At 40.0% G+C, this 17,666-nt stretch carries 17 protein-coding genes; 11 read left to right on the plus strand and 6 right to left on the minus strand.

Features of this window, described 5'->3' with window-relative positions; translation table 11 throughout:
• The 4 genes from DPV92_RS06040 to trpS form a co-directional block, all read right to left on the minus strand.
• Positions 1–1,599, minus strand: coding sequence for a ShlB/FhaC/HecB family hemolysin secretion/activation protein (locus DPV92_RS06040; RefSeq protein WP_111354107.1), 1,599 nt, complete (start codon positions 1,597–1,599; stop codon positions 1–3).
• 74 nt (positions 1,600–1,673) lie between these two features.
• The gene (rpoD, locus tag DPV92_RS06045; RefSeq protein ID WP_111354108.1) at positions 1,674–3,548 is read right to left on the minus strand and encodes an RNA polymerase sigma factor RpoD; all 1,875 of its coding nucleotides are present in this window, start codon (positions 3,546–3,548) and stop codon (positions 1,674–1,676) included.
• 120 nt (positions 3,549–3,668) lie between these two features.
• Positions 3,669–4,049, minus strand: coding sequence for a phosphate-starvation-inducible protein PsiE (psiE, locus tag DPV92_RS06050; RefSeq protein ID WP_404810744.1), 381 nt, complete (start codon positions 4,047–4,049; stop codon positions 3,669–3,671).
• Positions 4,050–4,181: 132 nt separating this feature from the next.
• Positions 4,182–5,210: a tryptophan--tRNA ligase gene (gene trpS, locus DPV92_RS06055; RefSeq protein WP_111354110.1), complete on the minus strand. Its 1,029-nt coding sequence runs from the start codon at positions 5,208–5,210 to the stop codon at positions 4,182–4,184.
• A 182-nt stretch (positions 5,211–5,392) separates the two neighbouring features.
• Here trpS and menD point away from each other — a divergent pair, with 182 nt between their 5' ends.
• From menD to DPV92_RS06080, 4 genes are all read left to right on the plus strand, one after another.
• Entirely contained in the window at positions 5,393–7,099 is a 1,707-nt protein-coding gene (menD, locus tag DPV92_RS06060) for a 2-succinyl-5-enolpyruvyl-6-hydroxy-3-cyclohexene-1-carboxylic-acid synthase (protein WP_111354111.1), read from the plus strand.
• Positions 7,099–7,878: a 2-succinyl-6-hydroxy-2,4-cyclohexadiene-1-carboxylate synthase gene (gene menH, locus DPV92_RS06065; protein ID WP_111354112.1), complete on the plus strand. Its 780-nt coding sequence runs from the start codon at positions 7,099–7,101 to the stop codon at positions 7,876–7,878. The genes menD and menH overlap by 1 nt, the downstream gene beginning before the upstream one ends.
• A 149-nt stretch (positions 7,879–8,027) precedes the next feature.
• A complete protein-coding gene (gene aspS / locus DPV92_RS06070; protein ID WP_111354113.1) occupies positions 8,028–9,803 on the plus strand; it encodes an aspartate--tRNA ligase in 1,776 nt (591 codons plus the stop codon).
• 151 nt (positions 9,804–9,954) lie between these two features.
• Positions 9,955–10,161, plus strand: coding sequence for an Lrp/AsnC ligand binding domain-containing protein (locus DPV92_RS06080; protein ID WP_225791968.1), 207 nt, complete (start codon positions 9,955–9,957; stop codon positions 10,159–10,161).
• Positions 10,162–10,180: 19 nt separating this feature from the next.
• Here DPV92_RS06080 and DPV92_RS06085 read toward each other — a convergent pair whose 3' ends face one another.
• Positions 10,181–10,972 carry a substrate-binding domain-containing protein gene (locus tag DPV92_RS06085; protein ID WP_111354115.1) on the minus strand — a complete coding sequence of 264 codons (792 nt, stop codon included), beginning with the start codon at positions 10,970–10,972 and terminating at the stop codon, positions 10,181–10,183.
• A gap of 73 nt (positions 10,973–11,045) precedes the next feature.
• On the minus strand, positions 11,046–12,980 hold the full coding sequence (locus DPV92_RS06090; protein ID WP_075875670.1) for a TonB-dependent receptor plug domain-containing protein: 1,935 nt from the start codon (positions 12,978–12,980) through the stop codon (positions 11,046–11,048).
• A gap of 198 nt (positions 12,981–13,178) precedes the next feature.
• On the opposite strand from DPV92_RS06090, the gene glyQ reads away from it, so the two are divergent.
• From glyQ to DPV92_RS06125, 7 genes are all read left to right on the plus strand, one after another.
• Positions 13,179–14,087, plus strand: a complete 909-nt coding sequence (gene glyQ, locus DPV92_RS06095; protein WP_005628151.1) for a glycine--tRNA ligase subunit alpha — start codon at positions 13,179–13,181, stop codon at positions 14,085–14,087.
• Between the two features lie 57 nt (positions 14,088–14,144).
• Positions 14,145–14,405 carry a hypothetical protein gene (locus DPV92_RS06100; RefSeq protein WP_111312889.1) on the plus strand — a complete coding sequence of 87 codons (261 nt, stop codon included), beginning with the start codon at positions 14,145–14,147 and terminating at the stop codon, positions 14,403–14,405.
• A gap of 1 nt (position 14,406) precedes the next feature.
• A complete protein-coding gene (locus DPV92_RS06105) occupies positions 14,407–14,787 on the plus strand; it encodes a hypothetical protein (protein ID WP_111354116.1) in 381 nt (126 codons plus the stop codon).
• Positions 14,787–15,233: a hypothetical protein gene (locus tag DPV92_RS06110; RefSeq protein WP_111354117.1), complete on the plus strand. Its 447-nt coding sequence runs from the start codon at positions 14,787–14,789 to the stop codon at positions 15,231–15,233. The genes DPV92_RS06105 and DPV92_RS06110 overlap by 1 nt, the downstream gene beginning before the upstream one ends.
• Before the next feature lie 9 nt (positions 15,234–15,242).
• Positions 15,243–16,520 carry a histidine-type phosphatase gene (locus DPV92_RS06115; RefSeq protein ID WP_111354118.1) on the plus strand — a complete coding sequence of 426 codons (1,278 nt, stop codon included), beginning with the start codon at positions 15,243–15,245 and terminating at the stop codon, positions 16,518–16,520.
• A gap of 125 nt (positions 16,521–16,645) precedes the next feature.
• Positions 16,646–17,131 (plus strand): hypothetical protein, encoded by a 486-nt coding sequence (locus DPV92_RS06120; protein ID WP_111354119.1) that lies wholly within the window; start codon positions 16,646–16,648, stop codon positions 17,129–17,131.
• Between the two features lie 6 nt (positions 17,132–17,137).
• Complete coding sequence (locus DPV92_RS06125; protein ID WP_111354120.1) at positions 17,138–17,659, plus strand: hypothetical protein; 522 nt, start codon at positions 17,138–17,140, stop codon at positions 17,657–17,659.
• The last annotated feature ends 7 nt before the right edge of the window (positions 17,660–17,666 follow it).

A 17,666-nucleotide genomic window follows, 5' to 3' on the forward strand; every position in this document is an offset into this window, starting at 1 on the left:
TTAGAATTTATAGCTGATGCTTCCCAACACTAATCGCTCTTGTTTGACACCATCAGTTTTCGAAAACAATCGCCCCATTGCCCATTCAAGGTTAGCTTGAAAGGTTTTCTGCTCCCAATTCAACCCAACGGCATAAGCAAAGGCTTGTTCTCGCTGAGCATTCGCTTGTGTTGATTTTTGTACGCCCAAATCAATGCCAACGTAAGGCAAAAATGTACCAAGTTCGGTTGCTTTTACCCACGCAATATCGTTGTGTAAAACAATATTTTTCTCTGCCGACAAACTTAAATCATTCAAGCCACGTACGCGATAACGCCCCGTCAAATCTTCCTGTTTAATCGAAGGCAAATAATCGTGGCTATATTGTGCTGTAAGCTGGTGCGAATGGCGAAAAAGTTGCTCTCCAATTGATTGATAGCGGTTAAATTTCAGCTCAAAATTCCAACGGCTAAAAAGATCTTCTGGCTGATTTTTGCCTTTGTTTCGCCCTTGTTCATAGCGGAAATCTGTAGCAAAGGTAGCATTTTCAAACAGCTGCAAATGATTTAGCCCAATAGAAATGCTCGTTAATTTAGGACTTTGAAGATCTAAAACCACATCATCCAGTCGGTTTTTGCTGTTAATTTTCTCCATCTGCGTTGAAAATGTTGAAATATGGTTAGAACCACGATGGAAAACATAATCTGCGGTTAATCCCGTTTGGAGAGTTTGCCCTTTTTGTTGCAGGCTTAATGTCTGAAGTGAGAGCGGCGTTTTAAATTGGGAAATAGAAGCAAAGCCACTGAATGTCCAATAACCATAAGGTAAGGAATAATAGAGCAATGCCGAGCGGCTAAATTGATGACGAGATTTTAGTGTATGCGAACCGCTTAGATAAAGCGTATCTGATAAGCCAAAAGGGGTGCTAATGCTAACAGAGGAACGTACCTGCCAACGATCGTAGGTTCTTGACGCGTAATTATCCAATCCAATTGAACCATTGAAACGAGAAATTGGTTCGTTCGTAAATTTCAGTTTAACTTCGCCATTTTTAGCTGGCAAAACATCAACAGAAACGCTGTTTCCCGTGATGCGATTCGCTTGGTCAAGTGCTTGGTCAAGATCTTGCACTTTTAGCGGTTTACCTATCGCATTTGGCAAAATTTGGCTTAAATTAAACCGCTTATTATCGCTTTCTATAGCAGCAATTTTGCCCTCAAATACATGCAGGGTTAAAACGCCTGATTGATCGTCTTCAAACTGAAAAGGGTTGTGAATGTAGCCTTTTCTCACATAGGTTTGAGTAAGTTGTTGGCTCAGCTGATTAAGACGAGCTTCATTCAAACATTCGCCCGATTTAGGCGCAAAAGGCATTGGATCAATAAGCGTTATTCCTTTAAATTTCACACCTTGATAATCTAAACAAATTTGCGAGAAATCGCCATTTTCAATCGCTTGAGAAGTAGATTGGAATTGATGTTGTTCTAACCAACGTTGTTGATTTTGGCTCTGTAGAGCAGCAAATTGCTGTTTAGATTGTTGGAGCGATTGGGTGATATCATCAGACCAAACATTTGATGAAAAAAGAGTAAAAAGAAGGGAAAAAGCAAATTTATTCATAGCAGCGATGAAATAAAAAATAAGCGGTCAATTCTTCGCAAAATTTTGCAAAAAATTGACCGCTTGAAAAAAGATTAATCGTCTAAGAAACTACGTAGCGTTTCTGAACGGCTTGGATGGCGTAGTTTACGCAACGCTTTCGCTTCGATCTGACGAATACGCTCACGGGTGACATCAAATTGTTTACCCACCTCTTCCAGCGTGTGGTCGGTATTCATATCAATACCAAAACGCATACGCAACACTTTCGCTTCACGTGGGGTTAAGCCTTCCAACACTTCATTGGTTGCAATTCGTAAGCTCTCCGCTGTTGCAGAATCTAATGGTAATTCAAGGCTTTCATCTTGAATGAAATCACCTAAATGTGAATCGTCGTCATCACCGATTGGCGTTTCCATTGAGATTGGCTCTTTAGCGATTTTGAGTACCTTGCGGATTTTATCCTCAGGCATATTCATGCGCTCAGCAAGTTCTTCTGGTGTCGCTTCACGTCCCATTTCTTGTAAACATTGACGAGAAATACGGTTGAGTTTGTTAATTGTCTCAATCATATGCACTGGGATACGAATCGTGCGTGCTTGGTCTGCGATTGAGCGAGTAATCGCCTGACGAATCCACCAAGTTGCATAGGTTGAGAACTTATAACCACGGCGATATTCAAATTTATCTACCGCTTTCATCAAACCAATATTCCCTTCTTGGATTAAATCTAAGAATTGTAAACCGCGGTTGGTGTATTTTTTCGCAATTGAGATCACCAAACGTAAGTTTGCTTCAACCATCTCTTTTTTCGCACGGCGAGCTTTTAATTCCCCGTTGGCAATACGACCACCAATTTCGCGAATTTGGGCAATAGTTAAGCCAGAGTTTTGTTCTAAATTCTGCAAATTTGTGATATTTACACGGATCTTCTCAACATAATTCGCTAATTTCGGTACGCCACCGCGTTTTGCATTGATGGCTTTTTCCATCCACGCTTCGCTGGTTTCATTACCTTGGAAGTTTTTAAGAAAGTCCGCTTTCTTCATTCCCGCATATTCCACCGCATAGCGTTGGATTTGCCGTTCTTCCGCACGCACTTGTTTCATCAATTTTTGCATTGTTTCTACAAGTAGGTCAAATTGTTTCGGCACTAAACGGAATTCACGGAAAATATCGGATAACGTATTAATTTGCTCACGTGCTTTTTCGTGTGTACGACCGTGTTTACGAATGGCTAATAACGCTTTTTCGTGCTGTTCTTTAAGCGCAGTAAATTTTTCACGGGCAAGCTCTGGATCGATTGAATTATCATCACCAGAATCTGTATTACCGCTGTCACCCTCTTCCTCTTCTTCCTCATCTTCAACATCGTCCACATCAGCGTGTTCATTGTCATCAAGGTGAATAGAATCATCATCGGCAACAGGGTTTTCTTCTTGTGCATTTGGATCAACGAAAGCCGTAATCAAATCTACCAGACGCATATTGCCTGCTTCTACTTCTGCATAGCAACTTAATACGCCTTCAAGTGCTTCTGGATACTCTGCTACCGCACATTGAACTTCATTAATACCTTCTTCAATGCGTTTTGAAATTTGAATTTCATCTTCGCGGGTTAGAAGTTCAACCGTACCCATTTCACGCATATACATACGCACAGGGTCAGTGGTTCTACCGAGTTCAGATTCTACGGTAGAAAGCACTTTGGTCGCTTCCTCCACCACATCTTCATCGGTAATATTTTCGGCAAGCATTAACTCATCAGTATCAGGTGCCGTTTCTAAAACTTGAATCCCCATATCGGTGATCATTTGAATAATATCTTCGATTTGCTCTGCATCAACCAATTCTTCAGGCAGATGGTCATGCACCTCAGACAGGATTAAATACCCCTGTTCACGACCTTGAGCAATCAGAAGTTCGATTCGAGATTGTTGTTCTAATTGTTGATCTACGTGTTGTTCCATAATGATTTCCGTTTTTAGAGCAGGCAAAAATAGTGGTGGATTATACCATTTTTTTGAGCTGTTTTGTCAAAATAGGGCAGTTATATTGGATTTTTGTTGTGATTTTCAAGTAAAAATCCATTAAATATTTTTTAACTTATCCGAATATAAAATTAAACAAAGTGCTATCACCATCAGCAAAATTGCCCCTGCAAAGAGAATCGTACTGGTTGCACTTTCGTGATCCACAATAATTAAGCGTACCATTGCGGTAATTCCCGTATAAATAAAATAACGTAACGGAAAATGGTAGCCACTACGGAAATATTGAGAAATCAATCCTAAAAAACCAAAATAGAGGAAAAAGTTCAAAATTTGCTCAGCTAAAGCGTTGGTCACAATCGCATCTGGACTAAGTATCATCAAAAACAAGCTATAACTGATTTTGGCTAAAGCAATAATCAATACAACGGTTAAGCTAAGTACAAAGCCAATTAAAATGGTTTTAAGCAGTTTTGGCATTACACCTGAAAGATGGGTAGCGAGGTTATGTGTGGTCATAGAATAATAAAAACTTACGAAACTTTATGTTTACCTTTCACAAAATAGCGGTCAAATTTGACCACTATTTTTTAAAAATATAAATAAACGAATTTACTTTACAAACCCCACCAATTTATACACTTCATCAAGTGTCACTTTCGCTTTTGCACGAGCTTTTTCTGCCCCTTCACGATAGATTTTTTCAAGCAATGCTTCATCTTGACGGAAATAGTTATAGCGTTCTTGCAAACCTTTAAGCAATTCAGACACTTGCGTTGCAACTTCTGTTTTTAAGTGTCCGTACATTTTGCCTTCAAATTCTGCTTCTAATTCGGCAATTGTTTTGCCTGTTACTGCAGATAAAATATCCAATAAGTTAGACACACCCGCTTTATTTTTCTGATCGTATTTCACCACAGGTGGTTCATCACCATCGGTCATTGCACGTTTGATTTTTTTCTCCACCGATTTCGGATCTTCTAACAGCGTAATCACGTTGTTGCGGTTGTCATCTGATTTTGACATTTTTTTAGTTGGCTCTAATAGAGACATCACGCGTGCACCCGCTTTCGGAATAAACACTTCAGGCACAGCAAATACAGGTTCAATCACGTTGCCTTCTGCATCTTTTTTGCCATATAACGCATTGAAGCGGTTGGCAATATCTCGAGTGATTTCAAGGTGTTGCTTTTGGTCATCGCCCACTGGTACTTGGTTGGCTTGGTAAAGCAAAATATCCGCAGCCATTAACACGGGGTAAGTGAATAAGCCGACGTTCACGTTCTCTTCATAACGAGCTGACTTGTCTTTAAATTGAGTCATTCGGCTCATTTCGCCAAAGTAGGTGTAGCAGTTTAAAATCCACGCCAATTGCGTATGTTCAGGCACATGGGATTGAATAAAAATAGTGCTTTTGTTCGGATCAATGCCGCTGGCTAAATAGAGTGCAAGTACATCTAAAGAAGCTTTGCGTAAGGTTTCTGGATCTTGACGTACAGTGATGGCGTGTAAATCCACAATACAGAAAAAGCATTCGTGATCGTCTTGCATTTTCACAAAATTACGTAATGCACCGAGGTAGTTACCGATGGTTAATTCACCTGATGGCTGAATTCCACTAAATACAATAGGTTTGCTCATTTTTTATTCTCTTTAATATGAAGTTAAAAACGCTGTTATCTTAACTTTTCCCATCATTTTTGTAAAACGCCAATCGTTTTTAACCGCTTGTAACGAAAATAAAGAATTTACCCCCAAAGTCGTTGATTTTTTGTTACAATTGTGCACATTTATAGCCATAAATTTGAAAATAGAGAAAAAGAATGAACACCAGTACGTTTAACCGTTCTTGGGCAAAAGTGATTTTAAATGCCGTGAACCGCTACGGCGTGAAACATTTTTGTATTGCTCCAGGCTCACGCTCCACCCCGCTTACATTGGAAGCATTACAACTACAACAAGAAAAACTCGCACAATGCCACAGTCATTTTGACGAACGCGGCTTGGGCTTTTTTGCGTTAGGGATTGCGAAAGCCACCAATGCTCCTGTTGCTGTGATCGTCACCTCTGGCACAGCAGTTGCTAATCTTTATCCTGCCATCATTGAGGCGAGCTTAACGCACCACAAAATGATCGTGTTAACTGCAGATCGCCCAACCGAGTTTATTGGCTGTGGGGTGAATCAAGCAATTGAACAGCAAGGTATTTTTGTAAATTACCCGATTGCAAGTATCAATCTGCCAAAAGCGGCTGACAGTTACTCTCCAACCTGGTTGGTTTCAACAATTGAGCAAGCTTGCAATAAACAGCAACAAGAAGGTGGCGTTATTCATATCAATGCTCCGTTTTCCGAGCCATTGTATGAGGCAGATGAAGCGGCGATAGCGAATAATCCATGGCTTAGCCCAATTCAAAGTTGGTTGAATAATCCACAAGCGAAATGGCTCGATCATCAGCAAATTCAAGCAGAAGTGTCCATGCATGCAAACTGGGATTACTGGCGAACCAAACGCGGGGTGATCGTGGTAGGACAATTGCCCGTTGAACAAGGCATTGGAATTAAAGCATGGGCGGAAACGCTGGGCTGGTGCTTGATTACCGATATTCAATCTTGCGTAGATGCCAGCCTGCCTTACGCAGATATTTGGCTCTCCAACAAAACCGTACACGACCTTTTATTGCAAGCGGACATCGTGATCCAATTCGGTTCTCGTATTGTGAGCAAACGCGTAAACCAATTCCTTGAAGCGTTCAAAGGTGAGTTCTGGCAAGTCGATGAGCACCAAGACAATATCAATCCGTTCTCACATCATCAAACCCGTTTTGTGGCGAAAGCTCATCACTTCTTGCGTGTGCATCCACCACTTCGCCAAAAACCGTGGCGATTGGAACCACTTGCGTTATCACAATTCTGTACAAATTTTATTGAAAAACAGATCGGCGGTGGCTTAAATGAAGCATCATTAGCACATAATTTACAAGATGTGTTAGTGCCAAAAGGCAACCTTTTCTTAGGTAATAGTTTATTTGTGCGTTTAGTCGATGCATTATGTAAGCTCCCCGAAGGCTATCCAGTTTATACCAACCGTGGAGCTAGTGGCATTGATGGCTTAATTGCTACTTTTGCAGGTATTGCGAAAGGCAGTGAGCAACCGACAGTTGGCGTAATTGGCGATATTTCCGCCTTGCACGATTTGAACTCGATTGCCTTGCTTTCGCAAATTAACCAACCGACTTTGTTGTTTGTCATCAACAACAGCGGCGGTGCGATTTTCGATATGCTACCTGTAGATAGCAAAGCAAAAGCACAATTCTACCGCTTGTCGCACAACCTTGAATTCGGACAAATCGCAACGATGTTCGGCATTGAGTATATTCGTCCATTCACTTGGGCAGATTTGAAAGCCAAACTCAAATTAGCTTACAACCGTCGTGCCGTAACTTTGGTGGAAATCAAAGTAAACGACCAAGACGGAAGCAATTTATACAAGTCGCTCATCAAACAAATTTCACAAGCGGAAATTGCCTAATGTTAGCGTCATCTTGGCATTCAAACAGAAACAACGGGCAGGCAACGCCCGTTGTTTTTTTACACGGCTTACTCGGTTCACAAGAGGATTGGCAAAGCGTGATTACCCTTTTGCAAAACTTCCCGCAATTTCGACCACTTACCATTGACTTGCCTTTTCACGGCAAAAGCGAAAACATCGCTTGCCAAGATTTTGCTGATCTCAGAACTCAACTCCACCAAACGCTCACCACGTTATTAGGCAATACGCCTTTCTTTCTTGTGGGCTACTCATTAGGCGGACGCGTTGCGTTGGATTACACCTTTCACGCCCAAAATCCACATTTACTCGGCATAATTTTAGAAGGCACAAACATTGGTTTAAAAACCGAAGCAGAACGCCAAGCTCGCTGGCAAAATGATCAATGCTGGGCCAATCGTTTCCGCACAGAGCCGATCATGCAAGTATTAGACGATTGGTATCAACAGCCTATTTTCGCTCATCTGGACGCTTGCAAGCGGTCAATTTTAATCGAAAAACGGCAACATAATTCAGGCAAGAATATCGCCCAAATGTTGGAAAGTACAAGCCTTGCCAAACAGCAAGATTACGCAAACTTACTCAAAATGCGTAAAAAAAATATCACATTCTTTATTGGAGAAAAGGATCAAAAATTCCGCCAAATCGCGGAGGAAAACCAGCTTCCACATAGATTTATTGCCAACGCAGGGCACAATAGCCATGCGGAAAATACGGAGGGGTTTGTTCAAAGAATGATAGAAGCAATAGCTAATATATAACAATGAAAATTTCTAATACTTAAGAATGAAAAGAAATTTCATCGCTTGCCTGCCTTTATCTACCCATCTTTCGCCTATTCCGCTATAATTCTCACAATTTTCCCGCTATCTTCCCTTTATCGGGAGCTAATTTTCAAAAGGACATAATTATGATGCGTACAAACTATTGTGGCGAATTAAACCGTAGCCACGTTGGACAGAATGTGACTTTAAGTGGCTGGGTACACCGTGTGCGTAACCTTGGTCGTTTTATCTTTATGCAAATCCGCGACCGCGAAGGCGTGGTGCAAGTGTTCTTCGATGAGAAAGATGAAGCGTTGTTTAAAGTGGCATCCAGCCTGCGTGCGGAAGCCTGCGTGCAAATTCAAGGTGAAGTGATTGCACGTGATGAATCGCAAATCAATAAAGATATGGCAACGGGTGAAATCGAGGTGTTAGTAAAAAATGTGTTGGTATATAACAACGCTGATGTGCTGCCACTCGACTTCAACCAAAACAATACCGAAGAGCAACGCTTAAAATATCGCTACTTAGATTTACGCCGTCCTGAAATGGCGGAAAAACTCAAAACCCGTGCAAAAATCACCAGCTTCGTGCGTCGCTTCATGGACGAACACGGTTTCTTAGACATTGAAACCCCAATGCTGACCAAAGCAACCCCAGAAGGTGCGCGCGACTACCTCGTGCCGAGCCGTGTACACAAAGGCAAATTCTATGCGTTGCCACAATCTCCACAGCTTTTCAAACAGTTGTTGATGATGTCTGGTTTCGACCGCTACTATCAAATCGTGAAATGCTTCCGCGATGAAGATTTGCGTGCAGACCGCCAACCTGAATTTACCCAAATCGATGTGGAAACTTCATTCTTAACCGCTGAAGAAGTTCGTGCGATTATGGAAGAGATGATCCACGGTTTATGGTTAGATCGCTTAAACGTGGATTTAGGCAAATTCCCAATGATGACATGGCACGAAGCGATGAACCGTTTTGGTTCTGATAAACCAGACCTTCGCAACCCGTTAGAATTAGTTGATGTCGCGGATATTTTAAAAGACGTTGAATTTAAAGTATTCCACGAGCCAGCGAACTCACCAGATGGTCGTGTAACAGTATTACGCGTGCCAAACGGTGCAACTTTAACCCGTAAACAAATTGATGAATACACGCAATTTGTCGGCATTTATGGTGCAAAAGGTTTAGCGTGGGCGAAAATTAATGATGTAAACGCAGGCTTAGAAGGCGTACAAAGCCCTGTGGCAAAATTCTTAAACGAAGAAGTCATCAAAGCGTTAATTGCCCGTACCAACGCTCAAACGGGCGATATTTTATTCTTTGGTGCAGACAAATGGCAGGTAGTAACCGACTCAATGGGTGCATTACGCTTAAAAGTGGGTCGTGACTTAAACTTAACTGATTTAAATGCATGGAAACCGTTGTGGGTGATCGATTTCCCAATGTTTGAACGCGATGGTGAAGGCAATCTTTCAGCCATGCACCACCCATTCACCTCACCAAAAGGCTTAACCCCTGAAGAGTTGGCGGTAAACCCTGTGAATGCAGTGGCGAACGCTTACGATATGGTTATCAACGGCTACGAAGTGGGTGGCGGTTCTGTTCGTATTTTCGATCCGAAAATGCAACAAACCGTGTTCAACATTCTTGGAATTAACGAGCAAGAACAACAAGAAAAATTCGGCTTCTTGCTCGATGCATTAAAATTCGGCACACCACCACACGCAGGTTTAGCATTCGGTTTAGACCGCTTGACAATGCTTATCACTGGCACAGAAAACATCCGCGATGTGATTGCCTTCCCGAAAACCACTGCAGCAGCATGTTTAATGACAGAAGCCCCAAGCTATGCAAATCCACAAGCGTTGGAAGAATTAGCTATTGCGGTGAAAGCGGTAGAAAAAGCGGAATAATTTGCGAATTGAAAACAAAAAATGCGATCAGAAATGATCGCATTTTTATTTATACAACCGCCCGCAGAATCTCCACCTCCGCAATGGAAATGAGCACAGTAGGAAAAAGGAAAATCGCATCATAGCAAAGAAAGTTGCCATCACCGCCAAGTTGCCGGATAAAATCACTGGTGCAATAGTACAGGCGCAACGCTTATTTGGCGATCCTGATGATATGCTGTACATCATCACAGAAAATCTCAATACCTTCCGTGAACTCTACAACAAACGACTTACTGCCTTGCCGCACGTTTTGCGATTGAATTCGACTTTGGTAATGAAGAAAATTGTGAAGAAAGAATTGCCGATTGAAGGCTAAGGTTGCTATTTCTAGTAGATTAATTTCCATGACTTTGCTTATAAATCATGTCTGCCCCTTGCCACACGCCGTGATCAAAGCAATAAGTATATTTCATTGGAATACGAAAGTGCGGTCGATTTTTAAAAAGATTTTGCAAAAGCGGATGTTTAAGCAATTCCGCTTGTTCGTTATAACTTTGTTGGTCGCTGATTTCAATCAACACGTTTGGTTCAGCTAGTAGCACTTTTTCAAGAGAAAAATTTTGTGCCGTAAGTGGTGTTTTTAGCGGGGTTAAGCCTAGCAAATTAAGTAAAGTGGGGTATTGTGGCGTATAAGTTTCTACAATGCCGGTATCTGAAAGTATTAATGTGTCAGTGAGTGATAGATTGAGGCGAGAATCTTGTAATTTAAGTTTTTCAACCAAAGATTCTGCCTGCATTTCATTACCTGTGAGTTTACCCAAGTGCAATATTAGCCCAAATAATTCTTCTGCCGTTTGTGGCGTGTCATTAATTGGTTCAATTTTTGCCCCGAGTTTTTTCAAATCTTCTACAAGTTGTGGATAAAAGGTTTCATTGATAAGAAACGTTTTATCGAGATAGGGCAATAATGCGGTGAGTTGAGGCTCAAGTGTTGGCTTATCCACATTGAGTTTATCCAACATCATCAAGGGATTTTTAGAATAAGGTGACTGCGCAGCAATTTGCTCAGGACGCGCAATTTCCGACAAAAGACGATCGCTACAAAGCGTGAGCGAGACAAATTGCTCCGACGCATGCGAAGTCAAGGGCAAGAAAAGTGCAGTTAAAATCAAACGAGTTTTTTGCATATAGATAATGATACGCTACGCCATCAAGAATGTAAAAAGGCGTGCTAAGCACGCCCTTATATGTGGGTAATAATTAGAACGATCCTTTTAACCCAACGTAAACATTACGTCCGTCTTGGCCATAGCCTACAATGTTTTCGTATTTTTTATTGAATACGTTGTTAAGGTTCGCATAAATTGTCAAGCTATCTGCTACTTTATAGTTCACGCCAAAGTTTGCCAAAGTGTAAGATGGCATTTTGAAATCGCCGGAATCAAGACGTTTACCCACATAAGAAACATTCACGTCAGAACCTAATTTTTCCGTGATTTGATAAGCTAAACCAAGGTTTCCTGTGTGTTTCGGACGACGAACATAGTTTGAACCGTATTGATCATTTTCAGATTTAATATAAGTGTAAGTATAGTTCGCGTAACCTGACAACTGCTCGGTAAATTTACCGTTATACGCCACTTCTACGCCTTTGATTTTGGTTTTACCGTCACGATTGATTGTGCGATAAGCTGTAGAACCTCTAACTGGGACTGCAGAAAGGAAATTATCTACATTACGGGCAAAGAGTGTGGTATCTAAGCTATGACGTTTGTCATTGCTTTCAACTAATAAACCTAATTCACCACCTAAGCTTTTTTCTGGTTTTAAATTTGGGTTTGCAGCCCAACTGGTAGAATTACCCCATCCATAAACATCAATAAATGTTGGATTGTGGATTGCTTTACCAATACTTGCGTGTGCTTTTAAATTTTGTGATAAACGATAAGCTCCAGCAAGGCGAGCCGTGAATGCATTTTCAAATAAGCTGTTATCTGTATAACGACCGCTTACAGAGAGACTATGGTCAGATTCAGTAAATAAACGGTACTCTGTGGCAACACTTTTCTCGGTTAATTTTTTCTCAGCAAAATTGTAAGCGGAAGCAATATATTTCGTATTTTGGTAATCTGCTAATACGCTGACGGCTTGTTTGACTTCACCTTCACGGTCGAAGTTAATATCAAGTTGATAGTTCGTATTCAACTTTTTGCTGTCGTATTCTGTTTTACCAATAGCGGAAGCCCAACTTTGATATTGTGCAGTATCAGCATCCATTTTAACGTGACTTACCGCCGCTTTATGCACGAATAAATCTTCTGCATTACCAAAATAACCGCTTAATTTATAGCGAGTTTCGCGTGTACGGGTATTATCATCAAATTTTAATTCATCTGCTGCACTATTATCCAAATGCAAGGTTTGAGAAGAGTGAGAAGCAAGGAAATCCACTCCTTTTTTACTATCATCAAAACCTAAACGCATAGACACGTTATCACGGTGGAAGCCATCCTTTTCAGTTGCCGGTACATTTGTACTTTTCGCACCGGATACGCTCGTATAATTAAATACGCGTTCACTACGCGCAGAAATCCCTTGCGTACGATGGCTATCACCATGAAGGGCATAGTAAAGACCGTGATGTTGACCAGAAAGGGTGACAGAACCATCACGGGTGCGATGAGAACCTGCGCCTAAATCAAAATCGACGTTAAATTCCTTGTCTTTATATAACCCGCTTTTGGTGGTGATATAAACTACGCCGCCCATAGCATCACTGCCCCAAAGTGCAGATTGTTCGCCACGCAATACTTCAATTTGTTCAATATTACTTAATGCTAAACCGCCAAAATCAAAGTTAGTATCAGCCGGATTAACGCGAATGCCGTCAATAATGACCGCAGTATGTTTTGAATTTGCACCACGTAAGAATAAACTAGTTACAGCACCACGCCCTCCATTAGCACCCATCGCCACACCCGGCACAGTCTTCAACACATCACTTACATAAGTCGCATTACGCTGTGCAAAATCTTTTTCTGTTAATACTGTGACTGATGATGCAGTTTGATCTTGGTTTACAGGTGTTGCGTAAGCCGAATACACATTGATCGGTTCAAGCTCGGTTTTGGTTTCAGCTTGTACAAAAACCGATGCACTCAATAAAAGTGCGGTAGTAATTAAGTTAGTTTTCATTAAGTTGGTTCCTCTTTTTAAAAAGTGCGCTATTTTGGCACAATAGACATTCATTTCCTAGTTGAGAATTTTCATTTACTTTAAAAATTCTGTTCATTTTATAAAAAAATTCGTTTTTTGACCGCACTTTTTCACCTTTATCAGCCTTGCGCTTTCAAGTATAATGCGGGCATTTTTAATCACATTAGATCAACGATTATGAGCACAAAATTTAACGTAAAAACATTCCAGGGTATGATTTTAGCCCTGCAAGAATATTGGGCAAACCAAGGCTGCACTATTGTGCAACCTTTTGATATGGAAGTAGGCGCAGGTACCTCTCACCCAATGACCGCATTACGCGCATTAGGCCCAGAGCCGATGGCATTTGCTTATGTGCAACCTTCACGTCGTCCGACCGATGGTCGTTATGGCGAAAATCCAAACCGTTTACAACATTACTATCAATTCCAAGTGGTGATCAAACCCTCTCCGGACAATATTCAAGAACTTTATTTAGGTTCCCTTGAAATGCTTGGTTTCGATCCGACCAAAAACGACATTCGTTTCGTAGAAGATAATTGGGAAAACCCAACCTTAGGTGCATGGGGCTTGGGTTGGGAAGTGTGGCTAAACGGGATGGAAGTGACCCAATTTACCTATTTCCAACAAGTGGGTGGCTTAGAATGTAAACCTGTAACGGGCGAGGTGACTTACGGTTTAGAGCGTTTAGCCATGTACATTCAAGGCGTAGATTCTGTGTATGACCTAGTTTGGTCTGACGGCCCATTAGGCAAAACCACTTATGGCGATGTTTTCCATCAAAATGAAGTTGAGCAATCAACCTATAACTTTGAACACGCAAACACAGATTTCTTATTCTACTGCTTCGATCAATACGAAAAAGAGGCACAAGAGTTATTAGCCTTAGAAAAACCGTTACCATTGCCAGCTTATGAGCGCATTTTGAAAGCAGCACACAGCTTTAACTTGTTAGATGCACGTAAAGCAATTTCGGTAACAGAACGCCAACGCTATATTTTACGCATTCGTGCATTAACTAAAGGTGTGGCGGAAGCCTATTATGCAAGCCGTGAAGCCTTAGGTTTCCCTGGTTGTAAAAAATAAGGCTTAAACAAATTCACAAAAGTGCGGTGAAATTTGACCGCACTTCAGGAGAGCAAAATGAGCAAACCAATTCTTTTTTATGCAGAAACATGCCCAGATACCGCACCATTTGTCGCGGAGTTGGATCGCTTAGGCGTGGATTACGATGAAGTAGAAATTATGACTTCATTACCTAATCTCAAGCAATTTATTCGTTTACGCGATAGCAGAGCAGAATTTGATAACTCGAAAGCAAATGGCTATTTGGGTATTCCAGCGTTGTTATTACCAAATGGCGATGTTGTTTTAGATGAATCCAAATTAAAAGAGATTTTCTAAAGTGATAAAAAAAACGTTAGCTCTTGCAACTTCAGCGATGATTTTGACCGCTTGTAGCAATGCGCAACCACAAGCTGAAATGCCAACTGTGGGCGGTGAAACAGATGCTCACAGTTGCTTACCAAGTGCGGGACAGTCTTATTCTTATTTGAAAAAAGCCTGTGTACAAGTGTTTGATGTGGCGGATATTAAGTTAGACGATCCTGCGAATAAAACCCAAGCGGTTTATGGCATTCTTTCGGAAGATAAGCAACAGGTTGAAGTGTTTGCTTCTGATTTGCCTGAAAATACGATTTTAGATGTGGTAAAAGGCGGATATGTCTCCAAAGATGGCAAAGTGCGTTTAATGAAAACCAAGAAAAGTTGGAAAATTCGTAAGTAATGAAGAAAGTCAGTTTTTTGCAATTTTTATTTAGAATTGGTGATGACTATTTAATGTTTTTGCGAAATTTAACACCCGCTGTGTTGTTTTTATCACTGGCGTTATTTATGTATTCTGAGCTAAATTGGACACATTGGGCGTGGAGTAATGTGCTAGTGCTGTTTTTAAGTTTGGCTTCAGGATTTATTGCACTCAGCGTCATGGTAATAAATACTGTCGCTTTTGTACGCGAGATGCTGAAAACCTTAAGAACACTAAGCGGAGAGAGCGAACTTGATGAAAATATTGGTACGCTCTCATTATTTAAAATGCTTTGGGTGGAGAGCAACAGTAAACAACTAATCTTTTTTGCGGTAGTCAATATTGTTGCAGTATTTATGGTGTTAGCTTACGGCACCAAATATGCCTTGAATTTTTATAGCTCAATTTCAACATTAAATGATTAGGTCTCGAATATGAAAAAAATAACCCTAAAATTCACCGCACTTTTGCTTGGCTCAGCTTTAGCAAGTAGTGCGTTTGCAACAGAAAATGGTCAAACTTCCTCAAGTTCTGATTATGAATTAGAGAAAGTATTGATTTTCAGCCGACACGGATTGCGTTCACCAGTGGAAAAAGATCCGCAAGAAATGGCGAAATATTCCCCTTATGAATGGGCAAAATGGAATGTACCATCTGGCTATCTCACTGCAAAAGGGACGGTGCTAGAAACCTATTTCGGACAGTATTTAGGTCAATGGCTTTCAGATAAAGGATTATTAACAACAGAACGTTGTGCATCGGGCGAAGGCATTTTTGCTTATGCAAATGGTGTGCAACGCACCATTGCAACAGGGCAAGCGATTGTTTCTGGTGCATTTGCGGGCTGTAATGTTCGACTGCAACATCACGGTAAAATCGGTTCTGAAAAAGATCCAATTTTTAACACGCAGGCGCATAATCCAAGCCAAGACTTGATTGAATCTGCAAAAAATAACGTTGATTTAACCGCTTTACAGCAAAAATTAGCGCCGAATTATGCACTATTAAGTGAAATCATCGATTATAAAAACTCACCAAATTGCTTGCAAAAAGGCGAATGTGATTTAGGTGGAAAAATCGGTGAATACAGTGTTAAAGACGGCAAGTCGGTCAAGATTACTGGTTCTATCAGCACAGGAAAAAAAATTGTCAGTGCATTATTGCTTGCACATTATGTGGGCAAGCCTGATTCAGAAATCGCAAATGGTCGCGTGGATAGCCAAGAAAAATGGCGTGCAATTAACGAAATTAAAAACGAATATTACCGCACGTTATTTAAAAACAACGAAGCATTAGCACAAAATGCCTCATATCCGTTGTTAGCATTTATCCAGCAACAGCTAAATAGTGAAAACAAAATTAACTTATTGGTTGGACACGATTCTAATATCGTCGCTCTGCTTGCAGCACTAGGTGTTGAGCCTTATGAGTTGAATGATTCATTAGAAAATATCCCAATCGGCGGCAAGTTACTATTTGAAGTGTGGAAGCACAAACCCAGTGGGAAGCTCAAATTTAAGTTGGATTATGTGTATCAAACCACCGAACAGCTGATTAACATCACTCCACTAAGTTTAGCGACACCACCAAACCAAACAGCATTAACCCTCAAAGGCTGTGAAAAAGATGAAAATGGCTTTTGTGATTACGAGCGTTTTCAACAGGTGTTGAGTGAGAGTGTTGGAAACAGCAAGCTATCGGGAAGTAGATAATTCTGATATTCATATCGCGGAATATATGACGGTGTTGCCAAGTAAAGAAGTGTTGGAACAGCGGTTGCATTTGGCTGTGGAAAGAGCAAGAGAAAGATTCAAGTAATTTACTACAAGGTTATTTTATGAAAGAAAAAAATAGTTTTTTTTACCATGGTATAAATAAAATTGAAGGTGTTTCAAAGTTTGAAATTCTAGTCAATGATGAACAGGAAAATAGATCTACCATTGCAGGTAGATATATGTTCAAGGATTTAACTTTTGGTTTTATTGATATAACACCTACTAATGATAATCCTAGTGTTTTTACAAATATTCTTAAATTTTCATTTAAAATTGATATTAAAAATAAGAAATTAGATTCTTTTAAGAAATCACTTTCTAACCTAGTAAATAATGACCTAAGAGATATTCCAACAATACAGGTTAAGTATGAATATTTAAATAAAAATAACGATATATTTTTCGAATTAACGAATCAAGTTACATATACTTCAGAGATTAGAGACTCTAAAGATATAATTTATCCAATGCTTGAGTTTTTATTACTATGTAGAGCACGGATTGCCCTTTTTATGATTGAGCATAAGAAAAGCAATGATGAAGGGTAAGATTATATGCTTCAAAAATATTTTGGGAAAATTCTTTTATGCTTAATTATCTCAATTTTATTCGGTTATACACCTTTTGATTCTAGCGTAAATGACTATTTTAAAGATAAAGTCAGCAATGAATGGCTTTTAATAATAAAGTATCTAATTATTAACATAGCTATTCTAGTAGCTAGTGATCTCGTTGTTTATATTTTCTCAGATAAGGTTGACCGAGTTTCACACTGGAAAGAAAAACATACCAATTTGAAAAAATCGTATGATGAACTCAAGGATAAAAATAAATCCTTAATACATTTTTTCTTGGGAATAATAGAAAAAAGTGATTTTAAAGTTTCATCAAAGAAAGGAGATATTATTGATGAAATCTCCAACTTATTAGAAGACGATTTTAGAAACCACATAGAAAATACTGACTTTAATATTCTTATAGAGAGATGTGAAACTATTAAAGAGTTAGTAATTAGTCAAAAACAATTACAAATTGTAATTAATGATATTGATATTATGAATAAAAATACATTATAGAGAACCC

The sequence above is a fragment of the Pseudohaemophilus paraphrohaemolyticus genome (assembly GCF_003253115.1).
GTDB classification, from domain to species: Bacteria; Pseudomonadota; Gammaproteobacteria; order Enterobacterales; family Pasteurellaceae; genus Haemophilus_A; species Haemophilus_A paraphrohaemolyticus_A.

Coding starts and splice junctions, on each gene's coding strand:
- DPV92_RS06040 (WP_111354107.1), bottom strand. CDS start 1,599: ATGAATAAATTTGCTTTTTCCCTTCTTTTTACTCTTTTTTCATCAAAT.
- rpoD (WP_111354108.1), bottom strand. CDS start 3,548: ATGGAACAACACGTAGATCAACAATTAGAACAACAATCTCGAATCGAA.
- psiE (WP_404810744.1), bottom strand. CDS start 4,049: ATGCCAAAACTGCTTAAAACCATTTTAATTGGCTTTGTACTTAGCTTA.
- trpS (WP_111354110.1), bottom strand. CDS start 5,210: ATGAGCAAACCTATTGTATTTAGTGGAATTCAGCCATCAGGTGAATTA.
- menD (WP_111354111.1), top strand. CDS start 5,393: ATGAACACCAGTACGTTTAACCGTTCTTGGGCAAAAGTGATTTTAAAT.
- menH (WP_111354112.1), top strand. CDS start 7,099: ATGTTAGCGTCATCTTGGCATTCAAACAGAAACAACGGGCAGGCAACG.
- aspS (WP_111354113.1), top strand. CDS start 8,028: ATGATGCGTACAAACTATTGTGGCGAATTAAACCGTAGCCACGTTGGA.
- DPV92_RS06085 (WP_111354115.1), bottom strand. CDS start 10,972: ATGCAAAAAACTCGTTTGATTTTAACTGCACTTTTCTTGCCCTTGACT.
- DPV92_RS06090 (WP_075875670.1), bottom strand. CDS start 12,980: ATGAAAACTAACTTAATTACTACCGCACTTTTATTGAGTGCATCGGTT.
- glyQ (WP_005628151.1), top strand. CDS start 13,179: ATGAGCACAAAATTTAACGTAAAAACATTCCAGGGTATGATTTTAGCC.
- DPV92_RS06100 (WP_111312889.1), top strand. CDS start 14,145: ATGAGCAAACCAATTCTTTTTTATGCAGAAACATGCCCAGATACCGCA.
- DPV92_RS06110 (WP_111354117.1), top strand. CDS start 14,787: ATGAAGAAAGTCAGTTTTTTGCAATTTTTATTTAGAATTGGTGATGAC.
- DPV92_RS06115 (WP_111354118.1), top strand. CDS start 15,243: ATGAAAAAAATAACCCTAAAATTCACCGCACTTTTGCTTGGCTCAGCT.
- DPV92_RS06120 (WP_111354119.1), top strand. CDS start 16,646: ATGAAAGAAAAAAATAGTTTTTTTTACCATGGTATAAATAAAATTGAA.
- DPV92_RS06125 (WP_111354120.1), top strand. CDS start 17,138: ATGCTTCAAAAATATTTTGGGAAAATTCTTTTATGCTTAATTATCTCA.